Here is an 18,671-nt window from a genome sequence, read left to right as displayed (position 1 = left end):
GAGGACTTCTTCGGCCTGACCACCGACGGCCGCAGGATCGACGACCTGTTCACGGTCCACTCCCAGGGCGTCGACACCGTACCGGTGGCCGCGGCCGCGAACGCGTTCCTCGCCGGACTCACCGGAGCCCAGAAGACCGCGACGCAGTTCACCGTCCATTCCACCGAGTGGCGGCAATGGAGCAATCTCGACCCGGGCGAGTTCAAGCGCCAGGGCGTCTCTCTGGCCGATCTGACGGACGCGCAGAACAACCTGGGGACGGCCCTGCTGCAGACGGCTCTGAGCGCCAGAGGCCTGGAGACCACGGAGAAGATCCGCCTCCTCAACAAGGCGGCCGGGAAGATGCTCGGCAAGGACGCGGTCTTCAACGACGAGCTCTTCTACTGGACCGTGATGGGCACCCCGTCGGCAACCGAGCCCTGGGGCTTCCAGTTCGACGGTCACCACCTGGTCGTCAACTACTTCGTGCTCGGCGACCAGGTTGTGATGAGCCCCTGTTTCTGGGGTTCTGAGCCGACCATCATGGAGATCGACGGCGAGACCGTCTCGGTCTGCCAGGAGGAGGTGACGGCGAGCCTGGCGTTCGTCCAGTCGCTCACCGAGGCGCAGCGGCAGGTCGCGATCGTCTCGGCCACCAAGGCGGACGAGGACATGAAAGCGGGCGCTTTCGCCGACAACGCCGTGCTGGCCTACGCCGGCATCCGCGCCGACGCCCTGAACCCCGGCCAGAAGCGGAAACTCCTCGCGGTCGCCGAAGCGTTCGTGGGACGTGCGAAGGCCGACGCGGCCGAGGTCCGCATGGCCGAGATCCGCAGACATCTGGACGACACCTACGCCGCCTGGATCGGCGGGACACAGGACGACGCCCCCTTCTACCTCCGCATCCACAGCCCGGTCGTCTGGATCGAGGTCGACTGTCAGGCGGCAGGACCGCTCGGAGGTGCGTACGGCAAGACACGGGCCGACGGTCCGACCCAGCTGCACGTTCACTCCGTCATCCGCACTCCCAACGGCAATGACTACGGCAGGGAACTGCTGCGGCAGCACTACCTGACGTCACCGCACCACCGGTGACCGTGCGGTGACCCGACTGCGGGCCGGACGCGCCGACGCCGATTGGACGGACAGCCCGCAGCAGCCGCTGACCTCGACAGGCGAGCAATGAGTGCCTCGATGCGAGAGGCGTCACCTCGCGGGTGGGCTGATCGCCCGGAGGCAGCGGCTCGCCACCGTCGGCCACCGAGCCGCCGGCTGCTTGCATCTGGACCATTCGGACGGCTGCGCGGTCGTGGAGATTATCGAAGGCCAGACCGGGGGGTAGAGTCCTCGGCCCGCCCGAACGGCAGCGTTGCCGCCGGCGTCGTGGGATTCGCGGGCGGAGGCAAGTAAGGTGCTCTGAGTCGGGCGCTGGGTGATCGCACCGGGCCTATGGGATCAGCGATCTGTCTCCGGAGTTCCCAGGAATCGCACTTGGCCCCGTACGGCGCCGGTCACCGAGGCGTCTTCGTTAAAGCGTCGAACCCAACCTCTCGCCCAGACGCAGGGATTGCCTGGGCTTCCGCTCAGCGGGCGCGAGGCGTGAGAAGCGGGTACTGATCCGCCTACGGTGCCGGAGGGAGTCCGGCGAGGGGATCTCCCTTGTGCGTAACCCACACGGGAGGAACACATCATGCAGTCCTACTCGGAGACTGTCGCCCGGCTCGTGGCGCGACAGGAGATCGTCGACGTTCTGCACAGGTACTGCCGCGGCCTCGACCGTATGGATCGTAAGCTCGCCGACACCGTCTGGCACCCGAACGGCACCGCCGACTACGGCCCCGACTACCGGGGGCCCGGATCCAGTTTTCTCGACTTTGTCTGGACGTACCACGCCCAGCTCGACCGACATTCACACCTGGTTTCCAACACGACCGTCGAGTTCGGCGACGGCCTGGAGACCGCGGCCAGCGAAACCTATGTGTCGGTCTGGCTGCGCACTCGCCCCGTCGACGGCCAAGTGACGGAGCTGTTCCACCGCGGCCGGTACGTCGACCAATGGTCGTGTCGCGATGGCGTGTGGGCCATCGACCACCGTGCCTACATCGGCGACCTCTACCGAGAGGAGACGCACCCTGCCGCGACCGGGGTGGACTTCCACTCCGAGCGAGACGCCACCGATCTCTCCTACGGTGTGTTCCGCTGAGCCTGGATACTGCGTCGCGACGAGAACGGCACGACGACCAGTGAGGGAGCGGACAGGGAGGGTGAGGCGCTGACTCGTGCCCTCTGCCTGGCCCGGCACGCGGCGCGGCCCAGGACGCCTCACTCGGACGCGAGCCCGGCGACCCGACCACGCCCCATTCGTCAGGCCGGAGCTCCCGACGTACTGCGCGTCAGGGTCGCGCCTGCGTCGACCTTCATCTGGAGTCCTGTCACGTAGCGCGACTCCTCCGAAGCGAGGAAGAGCACCGCATTGCTGACGTCCATCGGATCGATGTACGGGATCGGCATGGGCTGCATGGTGCGGAACGCGGGCTCGACGTCCTCGCGGCCGGCATTCTCCAAGTCGGGCCGGAAGATGCGGTACATGGGCCGACTGTGCAGCATGCCGGTGTCGCAGTTGGTCGGATGGACCGCGTTGACCCGGATACCGCGAGGAGCCAGCTGGACGGCCAGGTCATGGACGAACCGGGCCACCCCACGTTTGGCGTGGGAGTATCCGGCGCCGCCCGGTCCGCCCTCCGGGTTGTCGGTGGTTCCCTCCATCAGTCCGGCGGCTGATCCGGTGCAGATCACGGAGGCACCGGAACCCAGGTGGGGGTAGGTCGCCTCCACTGTGTTGATGACCCCGACCAGATCCACCGCCACCGCGTCGAGGAAGCCCTCCGGGGGGACGTCCGCGCCCAGCGGGGCTATGCCGGCATTCGCCACGACGACGTCCAGGCGGCCGAGTTCGACTACTCCGGCCTGTACGGCGGAGAACAGTTCGGAGCGCTCACGCACGTCCACGCGACGAGTGACGACCCGTCGGCCGAGCTTCTCGACCAGGTGGGCCGTCTCCAACAGGTCCGTCTCCCGGGACAACGGATAGCCGTTGGAACCGATGTCCTCACACAGGTCGACCGCGATGATGTCGGCGCCCTCCTGGGCCAGGCGAAGCGCGTGACTGCGCCCTTGCCCGCGCCCGGCACCGGTGATGAATGCGACCTTGCCGTCGACACGCCCACTCATGCTGGTTCTCCCTCGCTCGTGTCGCTCCGACGGCCCAAGGAGCCGTGGAACCTCGTCCCGCCCGACGAACATAGCGCATAATCAGTAAACTATATATACTCTTATGCGGCCCACTTCTGTGAGGCGCAAGGAACGACGAGGCATCGGAACCCGCGACAGATGGAGGCGAGTGTGAGCACGCAGACAGTGACAGACAGCGACCCCAGAATCAGCAAAGCCCTTCAACACGCCTTGGACGCAGGCGAGAAGGGCGTGCAAGTCGCGGCCTATCTGCACGGTGAGTTGATAGTCGACGCCTGGGCCGGCGAGACCGGAGCCGGGCGGCCCGTCGACTCCGGCACCCTCTTCGCGGTCTTCTCGGTGACCAAGGCCGTCGTGGCTTCCCTCACCCACCTGTATGCGCAGCGCGGACTTCTCGATCTCGACCGGCCGCTGGCCGAGGTCTGGCCCGAGTACGCGGCGCACGGCAAGGAGCACATCACCTTCGACCACGTGCTCAGCCACCGGTCGGGCGCACCCACCATCGGGGCGGGCACCACCCTCGACGAACTGTGCGACTGGGGCACGATGGCCGAGCGGGTGGCCTGCCAACGCCCGGTCGCCGAACCCGGCACCTGCAACGCCTACAGCCCCTTCGCCTTCGGTTGGGTACTCGGCGAGGCCGTACGGCGTGTCGACCCGCTGCGGCGCTCGTTCCACGACATCGTCCGCCAAGAACTGCTGCTTCCCCTCGGAATGGACGACTTCTTCGTGGGTCTGCCCGATTCCGAGCGGCACCGGGTTGCCGTGCTCACCGGAGACAGTGCGCCCCTCGCGAACTCCGACCGACTGCTCGAGGAGGCATCGCCGGCGCATCTGCCCTTCGGGCCTTCGATGTTCAACCTGCCGCAGGTGCAGCGAGCGGGGCTGCCCTCGACAGGCGGCATGGCCACCGCCCGTGCGACGGCGCGGCTCTTTGCCGCGTACGCCGACTCCTTGCGAGGCCTGGGGACGCCGTTCTTCACGAGCGACACTCTGCGCCGATGCCTCACACCCCGGCCGTCGGACATCGACCGCACCTACGGCTTCCCCATGCCCGTCGGGCACGGCGGGCTGTGGCACTTCGCCCCCGGGGTGAGCGACGTGAGCCCCGGGGGCTCCCTGACAGAAGGGGTGCTCTCCCACACCGGTGCGGGCGGAACGGTCGCCTGGGCCGAACCGGAGCTCGGCCTGTCCGTGGCCATCCTGCACAACCGGATGTTCTTCGGCCCTCAGCCTGTATCACCGTTCGGAGCCATCGGGGACGCCGTGCACGCGGTGGCTGCCGAACGGATGTGAGTGACGCGGGGGTCAGCGTGCCCTCCGGGCTTGCGCTCCGCGGACTGCTCGACCCGGCGAAGGCTGTCTGCGAACGGGCGGGCCGCGTGCGCGGGAAGAACCCGCCACGCAACAACCGCCCTCTGTGTACGTCCTGTTCCCGCGCCCAGGGTCAGCGGTGGACCCTGGGCGCGGGAATGGGCACGTCGGGCTTCGTGGTCACAGCGGCCATTCGAGATACAGCGACTTGATGCCGTACATGTTGCCCGTCTGCTGGAGATCCTGGTCGTCGGCGATGCGGTACTCCGGGATGCGCTTGTGCCATTCCTCGACGGCCACGTTGAGTTCGAGTCGCGCGAGGTGAGAACCGAGGCAGCGGTGCACACCGGAACCGAAAGCGATGTGGTTGCTCACCGTCCGGTCCAGGTCGACCTGCAGAGGGTCTTCGTAGCGGCCCGGGTCGCGGTTGCAGATCGCCAGGGGAAGCATCACCATCTCCCCCGCCTGGACGGGGCAACCGCCGATCCTGACGTCCCTGGTCGCCTTGCGGGCGGGGACGACGAACGAGTACACGCGCAGGATCTCCTCGACGCCGGTAGGGACGAGTGACGGGTCGTCGACGATCGCCCTGCGCTGCTCAGGATGGCTGGCGAAGTGGTAGAGGGCCCACCCGATCGAGATCGGCACCGTGTCCATGCCAGCCTGGAACATCAACACGCAGAACGCGAGCATGTCCTGGTCGCTGATGCGATCGCCGTCGATCTCCCAGTTCATCGCGCGAGTGAGGAGATCGTCTCGTGGGCTGTGACGCCTCAAGGCGATCTGGTCCTCGAAATAGGTGGACACCGCCTGTATCGCCGTAAGCTGCCTGGTGCGATCGGGGTCCTGCTCGAAGGAGAGATGCAGGATGTCGTGCACCCAGGCAAGGAAGGTGTCCAGATCCTCTTCCGGCAGACCCATCAGCCGCATGAAGATCGTCGTCGGGAAGCGCCTGGCGAACGCGCCCAGCGCCTCGGTGCCGCCGCTGCTTTTCAGGCCGTCGATGAGTTCCGTCGCGGCCGCGCGAATCTCCGGCTCCCGTGCGGCGATTGCCTTGGGCGAGAACTCCGCGCCCAGCAGCCGCCGCCATTCGGTGTGAAGCGGAGGATCGAGCATCTCGGGGATCCACAGAAACTTGGGCTCGGGGTCGAGAGCGGTCACTGAGGTGTTGGAGAACGTCTGCCAGTCCTGCAGGGCTTTCTGCACCTCAGGGCCATCGGTGACGACCCAATAGCCGCGCGCGGCACTGCTCCGGAATCCGGAGTGGGCGCCGGCCAGCTCGTCCCACCGCCGTTGATGGCTCAGGAGCGGGCCGCCGGCTGTGTTGTCGAAGAAGTAGGCGGGCACACCCCTGTACGTGTCATGGGGTTCGGGCGTAACGCTCATCATGGATCCTCTCCGGGAAAGGTGTTGCAGGCTGGGCCACGTTCCGTCCGCGTCGCTACGACGGCGCATGCCCCTACTCGATGGTGATGGCGTGCTCGGGGCAGGCCCGCGCGCCCTCGCGGGCCTGCTGCTCGAGGTCGGCCGGTACGCCCGCCTCGACAGGCAGGGCGTATCCGTTGTCATCGAGTCGGTACAAGTCCGGAGCGGTCGCGGCACAGCGCGCGTGTCCGGAACACAGGCGTGTGTTGACGGTGATCTTCATCAATGCAGTCCGTTCGTCTGTGGTGGCCGTGTCCGGGCGCGGCCGACTTGCGGAACGGCAGCGGACCGCCGGGTATGCACCACCAGCCGGCTTGCTGCACCGCACCCGCGCCCCATGGCCACTCCGTCCGACGCCGGTCCCGTCCGCACCCTTCGATGGCTGCACCGTGCCACCGAGTGCGGCGGCGCGGGCCGAGCACGTCCGTTCAGCGGGACACAGATCCGGGCCCGGCCGGTCCGGTGGTACGGCGCCTCGTAGTACGGCACAGGACCTGAGGGCGGCCCAGGAACGGGGGCGGGAGATCGGCCTCGGCAACCCGGCCGCCGATACGGTGTGGCAACTTGGATGTCCGCGGTCCTCGATGGCGCTGCGACGACCGCACCGGCCGGGGCGACGCGACGGGTGTGGAGGCGGCCGTCGTTCGACTCCGAGAAGGAATGGGCCGACTCCGGCGGAGCGTGCGACGCCCGTGGGGCATCGCACGCGAGTGACCGCTGAGCCTGCTGTCCGTCAGGCAGCCGCCGGGGTGAATCGCAGTGTGGCGCTGACGCTTACCGGCCCGCGGACCATTCCCATCTGGTTCCAAGTCAAGCCGAAGTCGGCTCGGTCCAGGCTGAATTGCGTGGTCAGGGTCACCCCTGCGGACTCGGTGCGGCTCACGGTGGCAGTAAGGGGAAGTGGGCGGGTCCGGTCCCGGACGGTGAGCTTGCCCTGGACGGCCAAGCGGTCGCCGGCGCCGATGCGGGCGTCGGTGGCCTCGAAGGTGAGCGTGGGAAAGGCCTCGACTGCGAAGAAGTCGGCGGAGCGCAGGTGAGCGTCACGCTTGGCGTGCCCGGTGTCCAGCGAGCCGGCGTCGAGCACGACACTGCCGGTGGCCGAGCCGTCGGAGTTGACCTCGCCGGTCCCGCTGACCGACGCGAAGGTCCCACCGACGTTGACGAGACCCCACATCGTGCGCTGGTGAATGGTCACGGTGGAGCCGGACGGGTCCAGCACGAAGTGGCCGGGGCTGACAGTGGCGGACATGGTGATCTCCAGACATGAAGACAGTCGAGACAGGACATGGCGCGGTGCAGTCATCCAAATTTGGATGACTGCACGCTAGCAAGTACTTCAGATTTGGACCATTGTTACTGTGGTGCCATGGTCGAACCATCCGCCTCCGCCGGTCCGTCCGCTGCCGAGGCGGGTGCGGGTGAGCTGCTGCCGACGGAACTCCGCACCTGGATGCAGGTGTTGGGGGTGGCGGGATCCGTGGAACAGCAGCTGCGTAAGCACGTCAAGGAAGCGTTGGGCGTCACCCATGACGAATTCCTGGTGCTCTGCCTGTTGGCCGACCAGCCGGAGAACGCCCTGAGGATGAGCAGGGTCGCGGAATTGTTGGGGCGCCCCAAGACCCGTCTGACCTATCAGGTGGCCTGTCTGCAGCACGCGGGACTCGTCGCCCGGGAGTCCGTCAGTGACGATCGCCGTGGTGTGGCCCTCGTCCTCACCGGCAAGGCGCGGCGCCTGCTTGCGGAGAAATCTCCAGCTCTGGCAAGTGCTGTGGCCGAGGCAGTTGCCCGCGTCATCGGGCCCGCCCAGAGCGAGGCGCTGACCCGCCTGCTGGTACAGGCAGTGCCTCCTGGTGAGCTGAACGCCTGAAGTCGCCTCGATGGGGCGGCTCAGTCTTCCGCGGGTGAAGCCTTCCACTCGGCCTCGGGGTCCAGCGGGAGCCCGGGGTGAGCGCTCTTGAACGATCGGGCCTCCTCCTCCACCTCTCGCAACGTGCTTTCGTCGGCGCCGAGGCCCCGGAACAGGGTCTCGCAGTACTCACCGGACAGAAACGCGGGATCCCACGGGCCGTCGGTGCGCACCCATTGGTACGTGTGGTGGTGCAGGTTGAGGAACTGCAGCGTCGCCAGCCGGGACTGGACCGGTTGGAGCGAGCCCTGCTCCGACGCCTCGCTGAGCAGGTCCGAGACCAATCGCTCGAACTCTGCGCGTTGTTCGAGCAGCATCTCCAACTGCAGGCCGCTGAGGCTGCGGTAATCGTGCTCGTACACCCAGATGTGGTCGAGCCGGTGGAAGATGATCGTCAGCAGGGACTCCGACAGCAGCCGCAATCTCAACAGTGCCGGTGTGTCCAGCTCCGAGATCTCACGCGCCCGCCCCATCAGCGGCACCATCACCCGGGACTGGATCTCGACCAACAGGCTTTCCTTGGAGCCGATGTAGTAATACAGAGCGCCTTTGGCGAGCCCTGCGGCACGGCCCACGTCGTTGACCGAAGTGGCGGCGTACCCCTGCCGGGCGAAGAGTTGGGCGGCGATGTCGATGATCTTCTGGCGCCTGACCTCGTAGTCGGGACCATGGCCCGGCGGCCGTGGCATCGCATCCGTTCCCTTCGTCTGGCAGTCCGCCGGCGGGGTGCCGCCCTCCGCGTCCGCCGTCTCGACGGAGCGTCGGGTACCGGTGGAGTGTAGCGAGGCGCAACATCATTGCCGCAGCGGCGGGGCGAGCCCGCGTTGCTGCTGTGCAGCAACCGGTGCCGGCAGCATTGTCGCCGCCGCGCCCTTCCGTTACTGTGCGTTTGATTCATCGACCGATCGGTATAACTCCGATGAGCAGCGGCGACAGGGCGGTCGTCGGGCATGAGGAGGGTTCTTGAGCGCGCTGACGAACGCCTCGGAAAAGCGATTCATGGACAGAGCCGAACAGCCTGGCGCGGCGGCGACGCGCGAGGCCGACGTACTGGTGATCGGAGCGGGCGCCACAGGACTGGGCCAGCTGCAACGCGCGAGAGAGAAGGGCTTCTCCGCGGTGCTCCTGGAGGCCGGCCTCGGAGTGGGGGGTGTCTGGTACTGGAACCGCCTCGACGCTGAGCGGCTCGACACGTCGAAGGGTGTCTTCCGCCACCTGCGTGCTAGGCCTGGTCTGCCGTTGTCACGGCCACCGGCAGGGTGGCCGACGATCGAGGGCAGGCTCAACGACGTGGTGGACCGGCTGGGGCTGCGCCGCGACATCCGCCTCGGTGTCAGAGTGGCGTCAGCGCGGTACGAGGAGGAGACCACCTGCTGGGTGGTGACGACCACGCAGGGTGCCGTGTACCGCGCGCGTTTCCTGGTCGCGGCGACCGGAGTCGTTCCCGTCCCCGCGGAGTTGAGTCTGGAGCTGGACACGCGCGAGGACGCGGCTGCCGGGACACTCGTCGGCGCCGGCGTTCGCGCCTCGGTTGCCACCCTCGGCCGACAGGATCACGAGAGTGCGAGCCACCTGGGCCGGGCCGTCGCCTACGAGGACGATCGAGACATCGCCGGATGCGCGGAACTGCTGCACAGTCGCGGTGAAGGGCCCTCGGGCGATGGCGGTGGACCCCTGCGCCGGCTCGCGCTTCGGGGGCGGGACGGACTCAAACTGAACGGAGCGTGGGCGGCGGGGGCGCGCAGCTATCTCGGGCTCATGACGGCGGGCTTCCCGAACCTCTTCTTCCCCGGCGGACCGCACGGTGTCTTCGACACGCGCCCTGGCCACGCCGACGACCAGGTAGCTCTGATCACGGGCGCCCTCGTTCACGCGCGCCGTCGAGGAAACTCCGTCGTGGAGGTGGCGCTGGACGCTGAGGACGCGTGGACTCGGATCGTGGCTGACGGCGAGTTGTCCGGTGAACCGGAGCGCACGAGACGAGCCCTGCTCGGCATGTTCGCCGCGGCCGCGGACGACGAGTACGCGTCCTTCGTGATGTCCGGACGCGGTTGACACGTGCCGTTGGGCGGCGAGCGAATCTCCGGGGTTCCAGTCCCGGGGTGCGTGGACGCGGGTGCCTGCCCTGACGGCACGGCGGAACGGTTGGCAGAGCCATCGCATTCCCGCCACGGAGGAAGGGACCCGGCTCGGACGGGTCCCTTCCTCCGCGGCGGCCCCCGCGTGCCCGACGGTGTCGAGCACGACCATGCGTCGGCGCGCAGGGATGCATCCAAGACCGCATCAGACGGACAGGGAGCCTGCTGCGCCGACCCCCTGGACTCGCCATGAGCCCAGGCCGGCCGTCCGGGTGAGCCGACGTACAGGCGCGGCAAGGAGTGCTACGCCACGGCCGCACTGTTCGGCTTCCTGGCACGGGACTCCGAAAGGCGTGAGGCCGCCCTCAAGACCCTCCGGGTACTCAGCCAGGTGCCTGATCCGACGCAGTCCGATTCGCCAACGGCATCGTCGTCAGGTCCCGCTTCAAACGACGAAGCGTCTTCGTCCGAGCCGTCCTGAGGACAGGGCCTGGGCCCCTGGCTTCTGCACCCACGCCTCGTTTTGACGATCCTGCTCAGCCTGGTGGAGCTGTTGACGGACAAGGTCGTCCACCGGCCGACGCAATGCCGTCGAGCGCTGCTTCAACCGGCTCAAGGGCTTCCACGGCATCGCCACCAGATACGACAAGACCGCCGCCTCGTAAAGATGGCGACGGCCAGTTTCGCGCCGTTTCTGCTCTGGGCAAGACCCGTTTGCCGGGCCCCGGCAGTGGGGGCCCGGCCCTGACGATAGACGGGCAGACGGACGCGACGGGGAGAGCGCCAGTGCATCTCCCCGCCGCATCCTGATCAGGTGTGGCGTCAGTCCGTCAGCGACAGTGCCCTACCGGGGCAGATGCCCACGGCCTCCCTGGCGCGCGCGATCTCGCCGGCGTTCTGGGGATGGGGGCGCAGCACCTGCACGGTGCCGTCGCTGTCGTTCTGGTCGAACGCCTCTGGGTCGGCGAGGACGCACTGCCCCGCTCCGACGCACCGCTCGGTGTTGGCAACGATCTGCATGGTCACCACGCCACCTTCATCTCGAAGACGCCATAGTTGGGTCCCTGTTCCTTGAACGAGATCTCGTTGAAGGGGCCGGCGAGCCGCAGGGTCGGCACTCGGCGAATCAGCGTGGCCAGCACGATCTCGAGTTCGAGGCGGGCGAGGTTCTGCCCGAGGCACTGGTGCGGTCCGAAGCCGAAGGCCAGGTGGTTGCGGGCCATCCGGGTGAAGTCGAGCTCGTCCGGCTCGGGGAACACCGTGGCGTCCCGGTTGGCCGTGTTCGTCAGGCCGAGGACGCCCTGTCCGGCGCGAATGGTGACTCCGCCGATCTCCACGTCCTCGGTCGCCAGACGAGCGGCGCCGACCTCGGCGATGGTGAAGTAGCGCAGCAGTTCCTCCACGGCGCCCACGGTGATGTCCGGGTCGTCACGCAGCGCGGCCAGGTGCTCCCGCTCGTCGAGCAGGGTCGCCACGGACAGGGAGATCATGTTGGCGGTGGTCTCGTGCCCGGCGATGAGCAGCAGGAAGCCCATCGACTTCACGTCGGCCGGGTCGGCCCCCGCGGCCAGCTGGCGTCCCAGGAGGTCGTCCGTGGGGGAGGCGATCTTCTTGTCGACGAGATCGGAGATGTAGGCCTTGAGCCTGCCGACCGCCGCGCCCTTCTCCTCCTGGGTCGTGTCGGCGCGGGAGAAGTCCGCGCTGTTCTCCTGGAAGAAGTCGTGGTCGGCGTAGGGCACGCCGAGAAGTTCCGAGATGACCTTCGACGGCACCGGGAGGGAGAGCGCCTCGACGAGGTCGGTCTCGGCCGGCCCGGCGAGCATGGCGTCGATGGCCTCGTCCACGATTTCCTGGATGCGAGGGCGCCAGGCCGCAAGGCGCTGGACGGTGAACTCCCCGACCACCGAACGCCGCAGCTTGGTGTGGTTCGGCGGGTCCATCTCGATCAGGCCGGGACGGTGGTCGGCGCCCATGTACGGTGTGTGGCTGGGATGGCGCGGATCGCTCCGGTCCGAACTGAAGCGGGCGTCGCCGAGCATGGCCCGGACGTCCTCGTGCCGGGTCAGGACCCACAGCTGCCGGCCGTCGGGCAGCTCCACCCAGCTGGTCGGCGCTTCCCGCTGAAGCGCGACGTGGCTTTTCGGCGGGTTGTACGGGTCTTTGCGTTCGAGCGAGATCGTGGGCGTCGTTGCCATCGTGTACTCCTGCATAGGGATCGCGCGGGCGACGGTCGTCTTCCGTCTGGGGCGAGCGGGGGGCTCGGCGGGGCCTCTCCCGCTGCCGCGTGGCTCTGGTGCTCGTCGCATCGCGGGGCGCGTCAGGGGGAGGCGGATCCGGGGGGGTTCGGCCCCGAACTGGTGTCGGCGGCCCGTTTTCTGGTCGGGTCAGTCCTTCGCGCGCGGCAGCGCGGCCACGTAGGGGACGTCCCGGTCGATCTTTCCGAGCTTCCGGGCGCCCTTGGGGGCGTCCATGTCCTCGAAGAACTCCGCGTTGATGTCGATGAACTGCACGTCGGAGCCCATGAGGTCCCCGTCGTAGCGGATCGCAGACGTCGGGCAGACCTCCTCACAGGCACCGCAGTCGATGCATTGGTCGGGATTGATGTACATCATCCGGCCGCCCTCGTAGATGCAGTCGGCCGGGCAGACCTGTGTGCATGCCTTGTCCTGTATGTCCACGCATGCCTGCGTTACGACGAAGGTCACTTCTTCTCCCTGGGGTGCGGGGCGCGGTGAAAGGCGAGCCCGAGGAAGGCGGATGGGTTACTTACCTGGGTGAGTCGCGCAAGGTGTTCTATTAATCAGAACGCGCGATCTATTCAACGAATGTCAGTGTTGTGTCCCTTGGAAGGCGTGTCAAGCGGTTGGGCAGGGGGGATATGGAAGTTCGGCCACATCGAAGCTCTTGGTGACGGACATGGGCGCGGAACAGCCGTTCCGTTCCTGGCGCCCCATGAACTTCGGGGAGACTTCTCCCTCTACGGGCTTCGACCAGGCCGTCGCGCAGCGCGTATGTTGAGGTCTGCGGCGGCGGGGCGGCCGTCGGGGGACGGAAGGAGCACAGGTGGAAGGGCCTGGGGCCGGACTGCTCGGGCAGGGTCGCAACAGGGCGGGTAGACCGCGGGCGACCTCGCGGCCCGAGCTGGAACGCATCGGCTTCGAGTTGTTCGCCGAGCGAGGATTCGACGCTGTCACGGTCGACGACATCGCCGCCGTGGCCGGCATCGGCCGGCGGACGTTCTTCCGGTACTTCGCCTCCAAGAACGACCTGGTGTGGGGAGACTTCGAAGGTCACCTGGCCTGGCTGCGGAAGCTTCTCGCTAACGTCCCCGAGGACGTGCCGGTGATGCGGGGCCTACGGGGGGCCATCGTCGAGTTCAACCGCTTCGATCCGGAGACGGTGCCGTGGCACCGCCGCCGGATGGAGCTGATTCTGCACGTGCCGGCTCTGCAGGCCGACTCGACGCTGCGGTACAGCGCATGGCGAGACATCGTCACCGAGTTCGCCGCGGCCCGCACCGGTCTGGACCCGAGGGACTTTGGGCCGGTGCTGACCGGGCACGTCGCCCTGGCCGCGAGCGTGGCGGCCTACGAGCGATGGCTCTGGGACGAGGACGCGGACCTCACGGAACTGCTGGACGAGGCCTTCGGCCGGCTCGCCGACGGGCTCTGAATGCGCGGCAGCAGCGCGGCGGCCGAACGGCCGCGCACCGCCGACCACCAGACCCCGGCCCCGTAGGCGATGTCGTCCAGCCTGCGCGCCAGGGTGTAACGGACGGGATCGAGGGCCGTCCGCCCGGTCGCGTACTCCAGTGCCACGTCCGCCACCGAGGCCACCAGCGCCGCGCGTCGCGCGCGTCGGGACACCAGACACAGGGCCATCGTGGCGGGCCACCAGTGGCGGGTGATCAGGGCGCCCGTCTGGTTGAGCGCGGCGACCGCGCCGTTGCCGGTGAGGGTGGCCGCGGTCCGCAGAGGCCGGTCCGTCCCCTCCAGTTTGCGCCCGACGCTGACGGCGGTTGCGGCGCACAGCCCGACCGCCACGGGGGCCGACCAGCGGCGCTGGGCCAGCAGCGCCAGCACGGCCGCCGTGCTCCATGGTGCGAGGACGGCCGGCGCGATCGACCGCGGATGGCGTTCGGCGAGCGGCTGGGCGCCCGTGCCGTACTCCGCCTTGCGGCGGAACCAGGCCGTGAAGCCGGTGCGGTGTTCGTGGGCCACCGTCGCCGCCGGTTCGTACCGCAGCCGCCAGCCCCGTGCCACGACCCGCCACCCCAGATCCACGTCCTCCCCGACCCGCATCCGTGTGTCGAACCCGTCGCCGAGCGCGTCGGTGCGGGCGACGACACAGGTCGTGGAAACCCAGGAGACGTAGGAGCCCGGGCGGACGAGTGCGGGACGGTCGCCGAGGTCCAGTGAGGAGCGGGCTTCCTCATACCGTCCTATCCAGTTGCCGGAGGCACGAGTGCGCAGGCCGGTGACCCGGGGGACGGCCATGCCGACCCGGGGGTCGGTGAAGTGCCGCAGCAGGGTCGGAACGGTGTCGGGGCCGAGGACTGCGTCGGAGTCGACGAAGACGACGAACGGTGTGCGCACCAGCCGGAGACCGGCGTTGCGCGCCCCGGCGGGGCCGACGTTCTCCGGCAGTTCCACCAGGCGCGCCCCGTGCCGCTCGACGACCTCGGCCACCGACCCTGGGTCGAGCGAGGCGTCGTCGACGACGATGACATTGCTGCCAGGAGCGATGCTGTTCAACAGCCGGTTCAGTTGGGAGGGCCGGTCCCGCACCGGGACCACGTAAGTGATCTCTGCATCCTCGGGAAGCGGCAGGGCCAGGACGATGGGGTGAGCCAGGCCGAGCTCCAGAAGGCGGTCGGCGAAGGCCGCCCCCGCAGCGTTTCGCACGTGCAGGGTGCGGTCGGGCGCGAGCAGCGTCCGAGCGCGTGGGGTGAGCCGGAGCATCCGGGTGACGGGCGCGCCACCCAGCAGGGTCCGCCCCTCGTCCAGGACCCGGGTGTGCCGGTCCAGTTCGATGCGGAAGCCGGCGGGGAGGGGCGCCTCTCGCGCCTGAGGCGGCTTCGTGCCGGAAAGGGGCACCGCGTCGTCGTCACCCGGTTCAGGGCGTCGCGCTGAGAAGGGATGTCTCATGGTTTCGTCCCCCTTCCGGGGTCGAGGAGCCGGCCGCGGGAATCTGCGGCGAAGGCGGCGATCCGCCGGGCGACGGTCCCCACCTGGGTGTCCAGCAGACGGCACCCCTCCTCGGCCGTCGCCGTCGTGGGGTCGCCGAGGATTCCGTTGGGAGCGAGGGCTCGGACACCGCCGGCCATCAGGGCCGGCATCAACTCCGAGAGGGGAGAGGTGTTGCCGGCTTCGGCCGCGGTCATGTCGACGCGCCCGGGGGCGAGATGCAGCATGACCGAGGTCTCCGTGTGGCCGGCGTGCGCGTCCCCGCCTGGGAAGTCGCAGCCGGTCCACGCGGTGTCATGCCCCTCGGCGCGCAGCTGCGCGACCGCCGCGTCGAGGGAGCGGATGTTGCCGCCGTGGCCGTTGACGAAGACGGTGCGCCCGGCCCACAGACTGAGCGATCGCACCAGTTCGATCAGGACGAAGCACAGCGCCTCGTGGCCCATGGAGACGGTGCCGGGAAACCCGGCGTGCTCACCGCTGTTGCCGTAGGCGAGCACCGGAGCCACCAGCACCGGACCGTTCAGTCGCCCGGCGGCGCGGTCGGCCACGGCCTGGGCGATCGCGGCGTCGGTGTCGAGGGGCAGGTGCGGCCCGTGCTGCTCGATGGAACCGACAGGGACGAGGACCGTCGTCCCTGCCGGTGGAACCCGAGGCCAGGGGCGTCGGGCCAGTTCCGTGTCCATGGTCAGACGGCGGTGCCGAGCGCACCCACAGGAGAGCCCGTCGCGGCGGACGGAACCTTCGTGCCGCCGCCCAGGACCCGGGTGAATCCGTCGGGCATGACCAGGTCGTCAGGGTTGAGACCGCCGACCGAGGAGTGGCCGAGGCCGAGCACCGCGGAGTCCAGGCCGCCGCGCAGGACGTCGAGCACGTTCTCGACGCCGGCCTGCCCGTTCGCGGCGAGACCCCACAGGTAGGCACGCCCGATCAGCACCGCCTTCGCGCCGAGGGCGAGAGCCTTGGCCACGTCGCTGCCTCGGCGCACGCCACCGTCCAACAACACCTCGATCTCGTGGCCGACGGCCTCGGCGACCGAGGGCAGGATGCGAATGGTGGCGGGCGTGGTGTCGAGGTTGTTGCCGCCGTGGTTGGAGACGGATATCGCGGTCACGCCGACGTCGACCGCGCGCCGCGCGTCGTCCACCCGGCTGACGCCCTTGAGGAGGAACGGCCCGTCCCACTCACGGACCAGCCAGCTCACGTCCTCCCAGGTCGGAGGGGTGGTCTGCATCCACTCACCGTACGCGCCGAAGAAGGTCGGAGCCTGCGCGCCGGGCGTCGTGAGGTTGGGGGTGGTGAGGTCCGGGATGCGGCCGGTGCGGGCGAAGGTCCACAGCCAGCTCGGGTGCGGCAGCACCCCCGGGGCGAGCTTGACCATGGTGCGCAGGTCGACCTTGTCGGGGATGAAGGGGCTGCCCCAGTCGCGGCCGTGCGAGAAGGACCAGTCGAGGGTGAGGATCAGTGCCTTGCAGCCCGCGGCCTTCGCCCGCTCCATGCGCTGGACCATGACCTCGCGGGTGCCGGACCAGTAGAGCTGGAAGGCGGTGTCGGGGTTGGCCGCGGTGACCTCCTCGACCGGCTTGCTGGCGAACGAGCTCAGCCCCATCGGGATGCCCCGCGCGGCGGCCGCGCGGGCCACGGCGACCTCCCCGTCGGGGTGCACCGCCTGCACACCGGTCGGGGAGATCATGACGGGGAAGGCGGCGTTCATGCCCAGGACCGTGGTGGACAGGTCCCGCTCCGCGTGATGGCCGACCACGCGGGGCGCGAAGCCGAGTTCGGTGAAGGCCTCGAGGTTGTCCTCGATCGTCCGGCCCTTCTCGGAACCGGCGATGAGGGCGCCGTAGACCATCTTCGGAAGGTACTTCTTGGCCCGCCGCTGGGCTTCGGCGACCGTCTCGAACCAGGCTTTCCTGCTCATGGGTTTCGCTCTCTGGAAGGTGTGGAGAAAAGGGTGTGGGTGACGGCCGTTCAGGCGAGGCGGAGGCCAGCCACGGGGGATTCGTTGCAGGGGCTGACGGGCGGGGCCGCCGGCGTGGGGCGACTGCCCAGGGTGACCGGGACGGGGCCCCGCCGGGCCGCCCTGCCGGTGCGGTGGCTGTGGTCGCCGGACGGCTTGGGCACGTCCGTGCGGGAGGCCAGCAGTGGTTCGGCATGGCCCTGGACGCACTCGGGGTCCGGGCCGTCCAGCGGCAGGCCGGTGAAGAACTTCGCGGCCATGCAGCCGCCCTTGCAGCTGTCGTAGAAGGCGCACGAGGCGCACGCCCCGCCGGTCTGCGGCTCGCGCAGTTCCCGGAACAGCTCGGAATGGCGCCAGATGTGCGCGAAGCCGCCGTCGGAGCGCACATTGCCGGCCAGGAACTCGTCGTGGATCGCGAACGGACAGGCGTAGACGTCGCCGACCGGGTCGATCAGGCAGACCACGCGCCCAGCTCCGCACAGGTTCAGGCCGGGCAGGGCCTCGCCGTACGCGGACAGGTGGAAGAAGGAGTCGCCGGTCAGGACCTCGTCGCCGTGGGCGAGCAGCCACTCGTACAGCTCGCGCTGCTGCTCCGGCAGCGGGTGCAGGTCGTCCCACACGTCCGCGCCGCGCCCGGAGGGCCGCAGCCTGGTCAGTCGCAGCTGCGCGCCGTAGCGGTCGGCCAGTTCCTTGAACCGGTCGAGCTGGGGGATGTTGTGCCGGGTGCAGACCACGGAGAGTTTGGCACCCTTGAGTCCAGCATCGGAGAGGTTGGCCAGCGCGCGTACCGCGGTGTCGTACGAACCCCTGCCGCGCACGGCGTCGTTGACCTCGGCAGTGGCGCCGTCGAGGGAGATCTGCACGTCCACGTAGTCGTTGGCGGCCAGTCGGCGGGCCACCTCGGGGGTGATCCGCACCCCGTTGGTGGAGAACTTCACGCCGACGTGGTGGGCGGTCGCGTAGTCCAGGAGCTCGAAGAAGTCCGGGCGGACGGTGGGCTCGCCGCCGCCGATGTTGACGTAGAAGACCTGCATGGCCTCCAGCTCGTCGATCACCGCCTTGGCCTCGGCGGTGGTCAGCTCGCGCGGGTCACGACGACCGGAGCTGGACAGACAGTGGGTGCACGCCAGGTTGCAGGCGTAGGTGAGTTCCCAGGTCAGGCAGATGGGGGAGTCGAGTCCCTGCTCGAACAGGTCGGTCAGTCGTGGGGCGGCCGTCGGCGAGGTCATGGGGTCACGGTCCTTTCCACCAGCATCGCGGAACGGGCCAGCGAGGCCAGTGCCCGCGCGTAGCGGGGGAGTTGTGGGTCGGGGACCCCGGCCGCCGTGCATGCCGCGCGAGCGGTGGGGGAGCTTTCCAGCGCCTGGACCACCTCCAGCAGCCGCCGTTCCTTGAGGAAGCTGAGCTGCCGTGTCCCGAAGTGGTAGAGCAGTGCTCCGAAGGGCTCGGGGCGCACGGACACCTGGGGGTGCAGCGTCCAGGCGGAGTCCAGGTCCAGCCCGTGTGCGGTGGGCGGGGCCGGAGCCGTCGGCGTCGCCGCCGACGGCTCGTGCTGCGAAGTGGGCATAAGT

Annotated in this window: 19 protein-coding genes; 6 read left to right on the top strand and 13 right to left on the bottom strand. The window is 69.0% G+C overall.

The genetic code is table 11. From position 1 onward, the window contains the following. Together ACWC24_RS25705 and ACWC24_RS25700 are read left to right on the top strand one after the other, a co-directional pair. On the top strand, positions 1-1,074 hold a 1,074-nt coding region (locus tag ACWC24_RS25705; protein ID WP_450665228.1), incomplete at its 5' end, for a DUF3500 domain-containing protein. Positions 1,075-1,669: 595 nt separating this feature from the next. Beyond that, positions 1,670-2,182: a nuclear transport factor 2 family protein gene (locus ACWC24_RS25700; protein ID WP_450665227.1), complete on the top strand. Its 513-nt coding sequence runs from the start codon at positions 1,670-1,672 to the stop codon at positions 2,180-2,182. A 161-nt stretch (positions 2,183-2,343) separates the two neighbouring features. Here ACWC24_RS25700 and ACWC24_RS25695 read toward each other — a convergent pair whose 3' ends face one another. Beyond that, positions 2,344-3,210, bottom strand: a complete 867-nt coding sequence (locus tag ACWC24_RS25695) for a mycofactocin-coupled SDR family oxidoreductase (RefSeq protein ID WP_450665226.1) — start codon at positions 3,208-3,210, stop codon at positions 2,344-2,346. A 171-nt stretch (positions 3,211-3,381) separates the two neighbouring features. Here ACWC24_RS25695 and ACWC24_RS25690 point away from each other — a divergent pair, with 171 nt between their 5' ends. Beyond that, positions 3,382-4,527 carry a serine hydrolase domain-containing protein gene (locus ACWC24_RS25690; protein WP_450665225.1) on the top strand — a complete coding sequence of 382 codons (1,146 nt, stop codon included), beginning with the start codon at positions 3,382-3,384 and terminating at the stop codon, positions 4,525-4,527. A gap of 198 nt (positions 4,528-4,725) precedes the next feature. Here ACWC24_RS25690 and ACWC24_RS25685 read toward each other — a convergent pair whose 3' ends face one another. The 3 genes from ACWC24_RS25685 to ACWC24_RS25675 all read right to left on the bottom strand — a co-directional run bounded on the left by ACWC24_RS25685 (position 4,726) and on the right by ACWC24_RS25675 (position 7,219). Further along, on the bottom strand, positions 4,726-5,892 hold the full coding sequence (locus tag ACWC24_RS25685) for a cytochrome P450 (RefSeq protein WP_450665224.1): 1,167 nt from the start codon (positions 5,890-5,892) through the stop codon (positions 4,726-4,728). Positions 5,893-6,004: 112 nt separating this feature from the next. Further along, positions 6,005-6,193 carry a ferredoxin gene (locus tag ACWC24_RS25680; RefSeq protein WP_450665223.1) on the bottom strand — a complete coding sequence of 63 codons (189 nt, stop codon included), beginning with the start codon at positions 6,191-6,193 and terminating at the stop codon, positions 6,005-6,007. A gap of 510 nt (positions 6,194-6,703) precedes the next feature. After that, positions 6,704-7,219, bottom strand: coding sequence for a YceI family protein (locus ACWC24_RS25675; protein WP_450665222.1), 516 nt, complete (start codon positions 7,217-7,219; stop codon positions 6,704-6,706). Between the two features lie 117 nt (positions 7,220-7,336). Here ACWC24_RS25675 and ACWC24_RS25670 point away from each other — a divergent pair, with 117 nt between their 5' ends. Further along, positions 7,337-7,837: a MarR family winged helix-turn-helix transcriptional regulator gene (locus tag ACWC24_RS25670; RefSeq protein WP_450665221.1), complete on the top strand. Its 501-nt coding sequence runs from the start codon at positions 7,337-7,339 to the stop codon at positions 7,835-7,837. A 20-nt stretch (positions 7,838-7,857) separates the two neighbouring features. Here ACWC24_RS25670 and ACWC24_RS25665 read toward each other — a convergent pair whose 3' ends face one another. After that, positions 7,858-8,565, bottom strand: a complete 708-nt coding sequence (locus ACWC24_RS25665) for a TetR/AcrR family transcriptional regulator (protein ID WP_450665220.1) — start codon at positions 8,563-8,565, stop codon at positions 7,858-7,860. A 274-nt stretch (positions 8,566-8,839) separates the two neighbouring features. On the opposite strand from ACWC24_RS25665, the gene ACWC24_RS25660 reads away from it, so the two are divergent. Continuing rightward, positions 8,840-9,931 (top strand): NAD(P)-binding protein, encoded by a 1,092-nt coding sequence (locus tag ACWC24_RS25660; protein ID WP_450665219.1) that lies wholly within the window; start codon positions 8,840-8,842, stop codon positions 9,929-9,931. A gap of 845 nt (positions 9,932-10,776) precedes the next feature. Here the strand turns inward: ACWC24_RS25660 and ACWC24_RS25655 are convergent. The 3 genes from ACWC24_RS25655 to fdxA all read right to left on the bottom strand — a co-directional run bounded on the left by ACWC24_RS25655 (position 10,777) and on the right by fdxA (position 12,659). Further along, entirely contained in the window at positions 10,777-10,974 is a 198-nt protein-coding gene (locus tag ACWC24_RS25655; RefSeq protein WP_450665218.1) for a ferredoxin, read from the bottom strand. Between the two features lie 2 nt (positions 10,975-10,976). Beyond that, the gene (locus ACWC24_RS25650; RefSeq protein WP_450665217.1) at positions 10,977-12,149 is read right to left on the bottom strand and encodes a cytochrome P450; all 1,173 of its coding nucleotides are present in this window, start codon (positions 12,147-12,149) and stop codon (positions 10,977-10,979) included. A 189-nt stretch (positions 12,150-12,338) separates the two neighbouring features. Next, complete coding sequence (gene fdxA, locus ACWC24_RS25645; protein ID WP_450665216.1) at positions 12,339-12,659, bottom strand: ferredoxin; 321 nt, start codon at positions 12,657-12,659, stop codon at positions 12,339-12,341. Between the two features lie 358 nt (positions 12,660-13,017). Here fdxA and mftR point away from each other — a divergent pair, with 358 nt between their 5' ends. Then, positions 13,018-13,626: a mycofactocin system transcriptional regulator gene (gene mftR / locus ACWC24_RS25640; protein ID WP_450665215.1), complete on the top strand. Its 609-nt coding sequence runs from the start codon at positions 13,018-13,020 to the stop codon at positions 13,624-13,626. Here the strand turns inward: mftR and mftF are convergent. Genes mftF through mftB form a run of 5 tightly spaced genes read right to left on the bottom strand, consistent with a single transcriptional unit; the run spans position 13,542 to position 18,667 of the window. Further along, positions 13,542-15,101, bottom strand: coding sequence for a mycofactocin biosynthesis glycosyltransferase MftF (gene mftF, locus ACWC24_RS25635; protein WP_450665214.1), 1,560 nt, complete (start codon positions 15,099-15,101; stop codon positions 13,542-13,544). The two genes, mftR and mftF, sit on opposite strands and share 85 nt — an antisense overlap. Beyond that, on the bottom strand, positions 15,098-15,823 hold the full coding sequence (mftE, locus tag ACWC24_RS25630; RefSeq protein ID WP_450665213.1) for a mycofactocin biosynthesis peptidyl-dipeptidase MftE: 726 nt from the start codon (positions 15,821-15,823) through the stop codon (positions 15,098-15,100). The genes mftF and mftE overlap by 4 nt, the downstream gene beginning before the upstream one ends. A 2-nt stretch (positions 15,824-15,825) precedes the next feature. Then, complete coding sequence (gene mftD, locus ACWC24_RS25625; RefSeq protein ID WP_450665212.1) at positions 15,826-17,061, bottom strand: pre-mycofactocin synthase MftD; 1,236 nt, start codon at positions 17,059-17,061, stop codon at positions 15,826-15,828. Between the two features lie 50 nt (positions 17,062-17,111). Then, positions 17,112-18,329: a mycofactocin radical SAM maturase gene (gene mftC, locus ACWC24_RS25620; protein WP_450665211.1), complete on the bottom strand. Its 1,218-nt coding sequence runs from the start codon at positions 18,327-18,329 to the stop codon at positions 17,112-17,114. Then, positions 18,326-18,667, bottom strand: a complete 342-nt coding sequence (gene mftB, locus ACWC24_RS25615; RefSeq protein ID WP_450665210.1) for a mycofactocin biosynthesis chaperone MftB — start codon at positions 18,665-18,667, stop codon at positions 18,326-18,328. Before mftB ends, mftC begins: the two co-directional genes overlap by 4 nt. Positions 18,668-18,671: the final 4 nt, after the last annotated feature.

The organism is Streptomyces sp. NPDC001443 (assembly GCF_053597355.1).
This window is presented reverse-complemented; position numbering and strand designations above follow the sequence as displayed.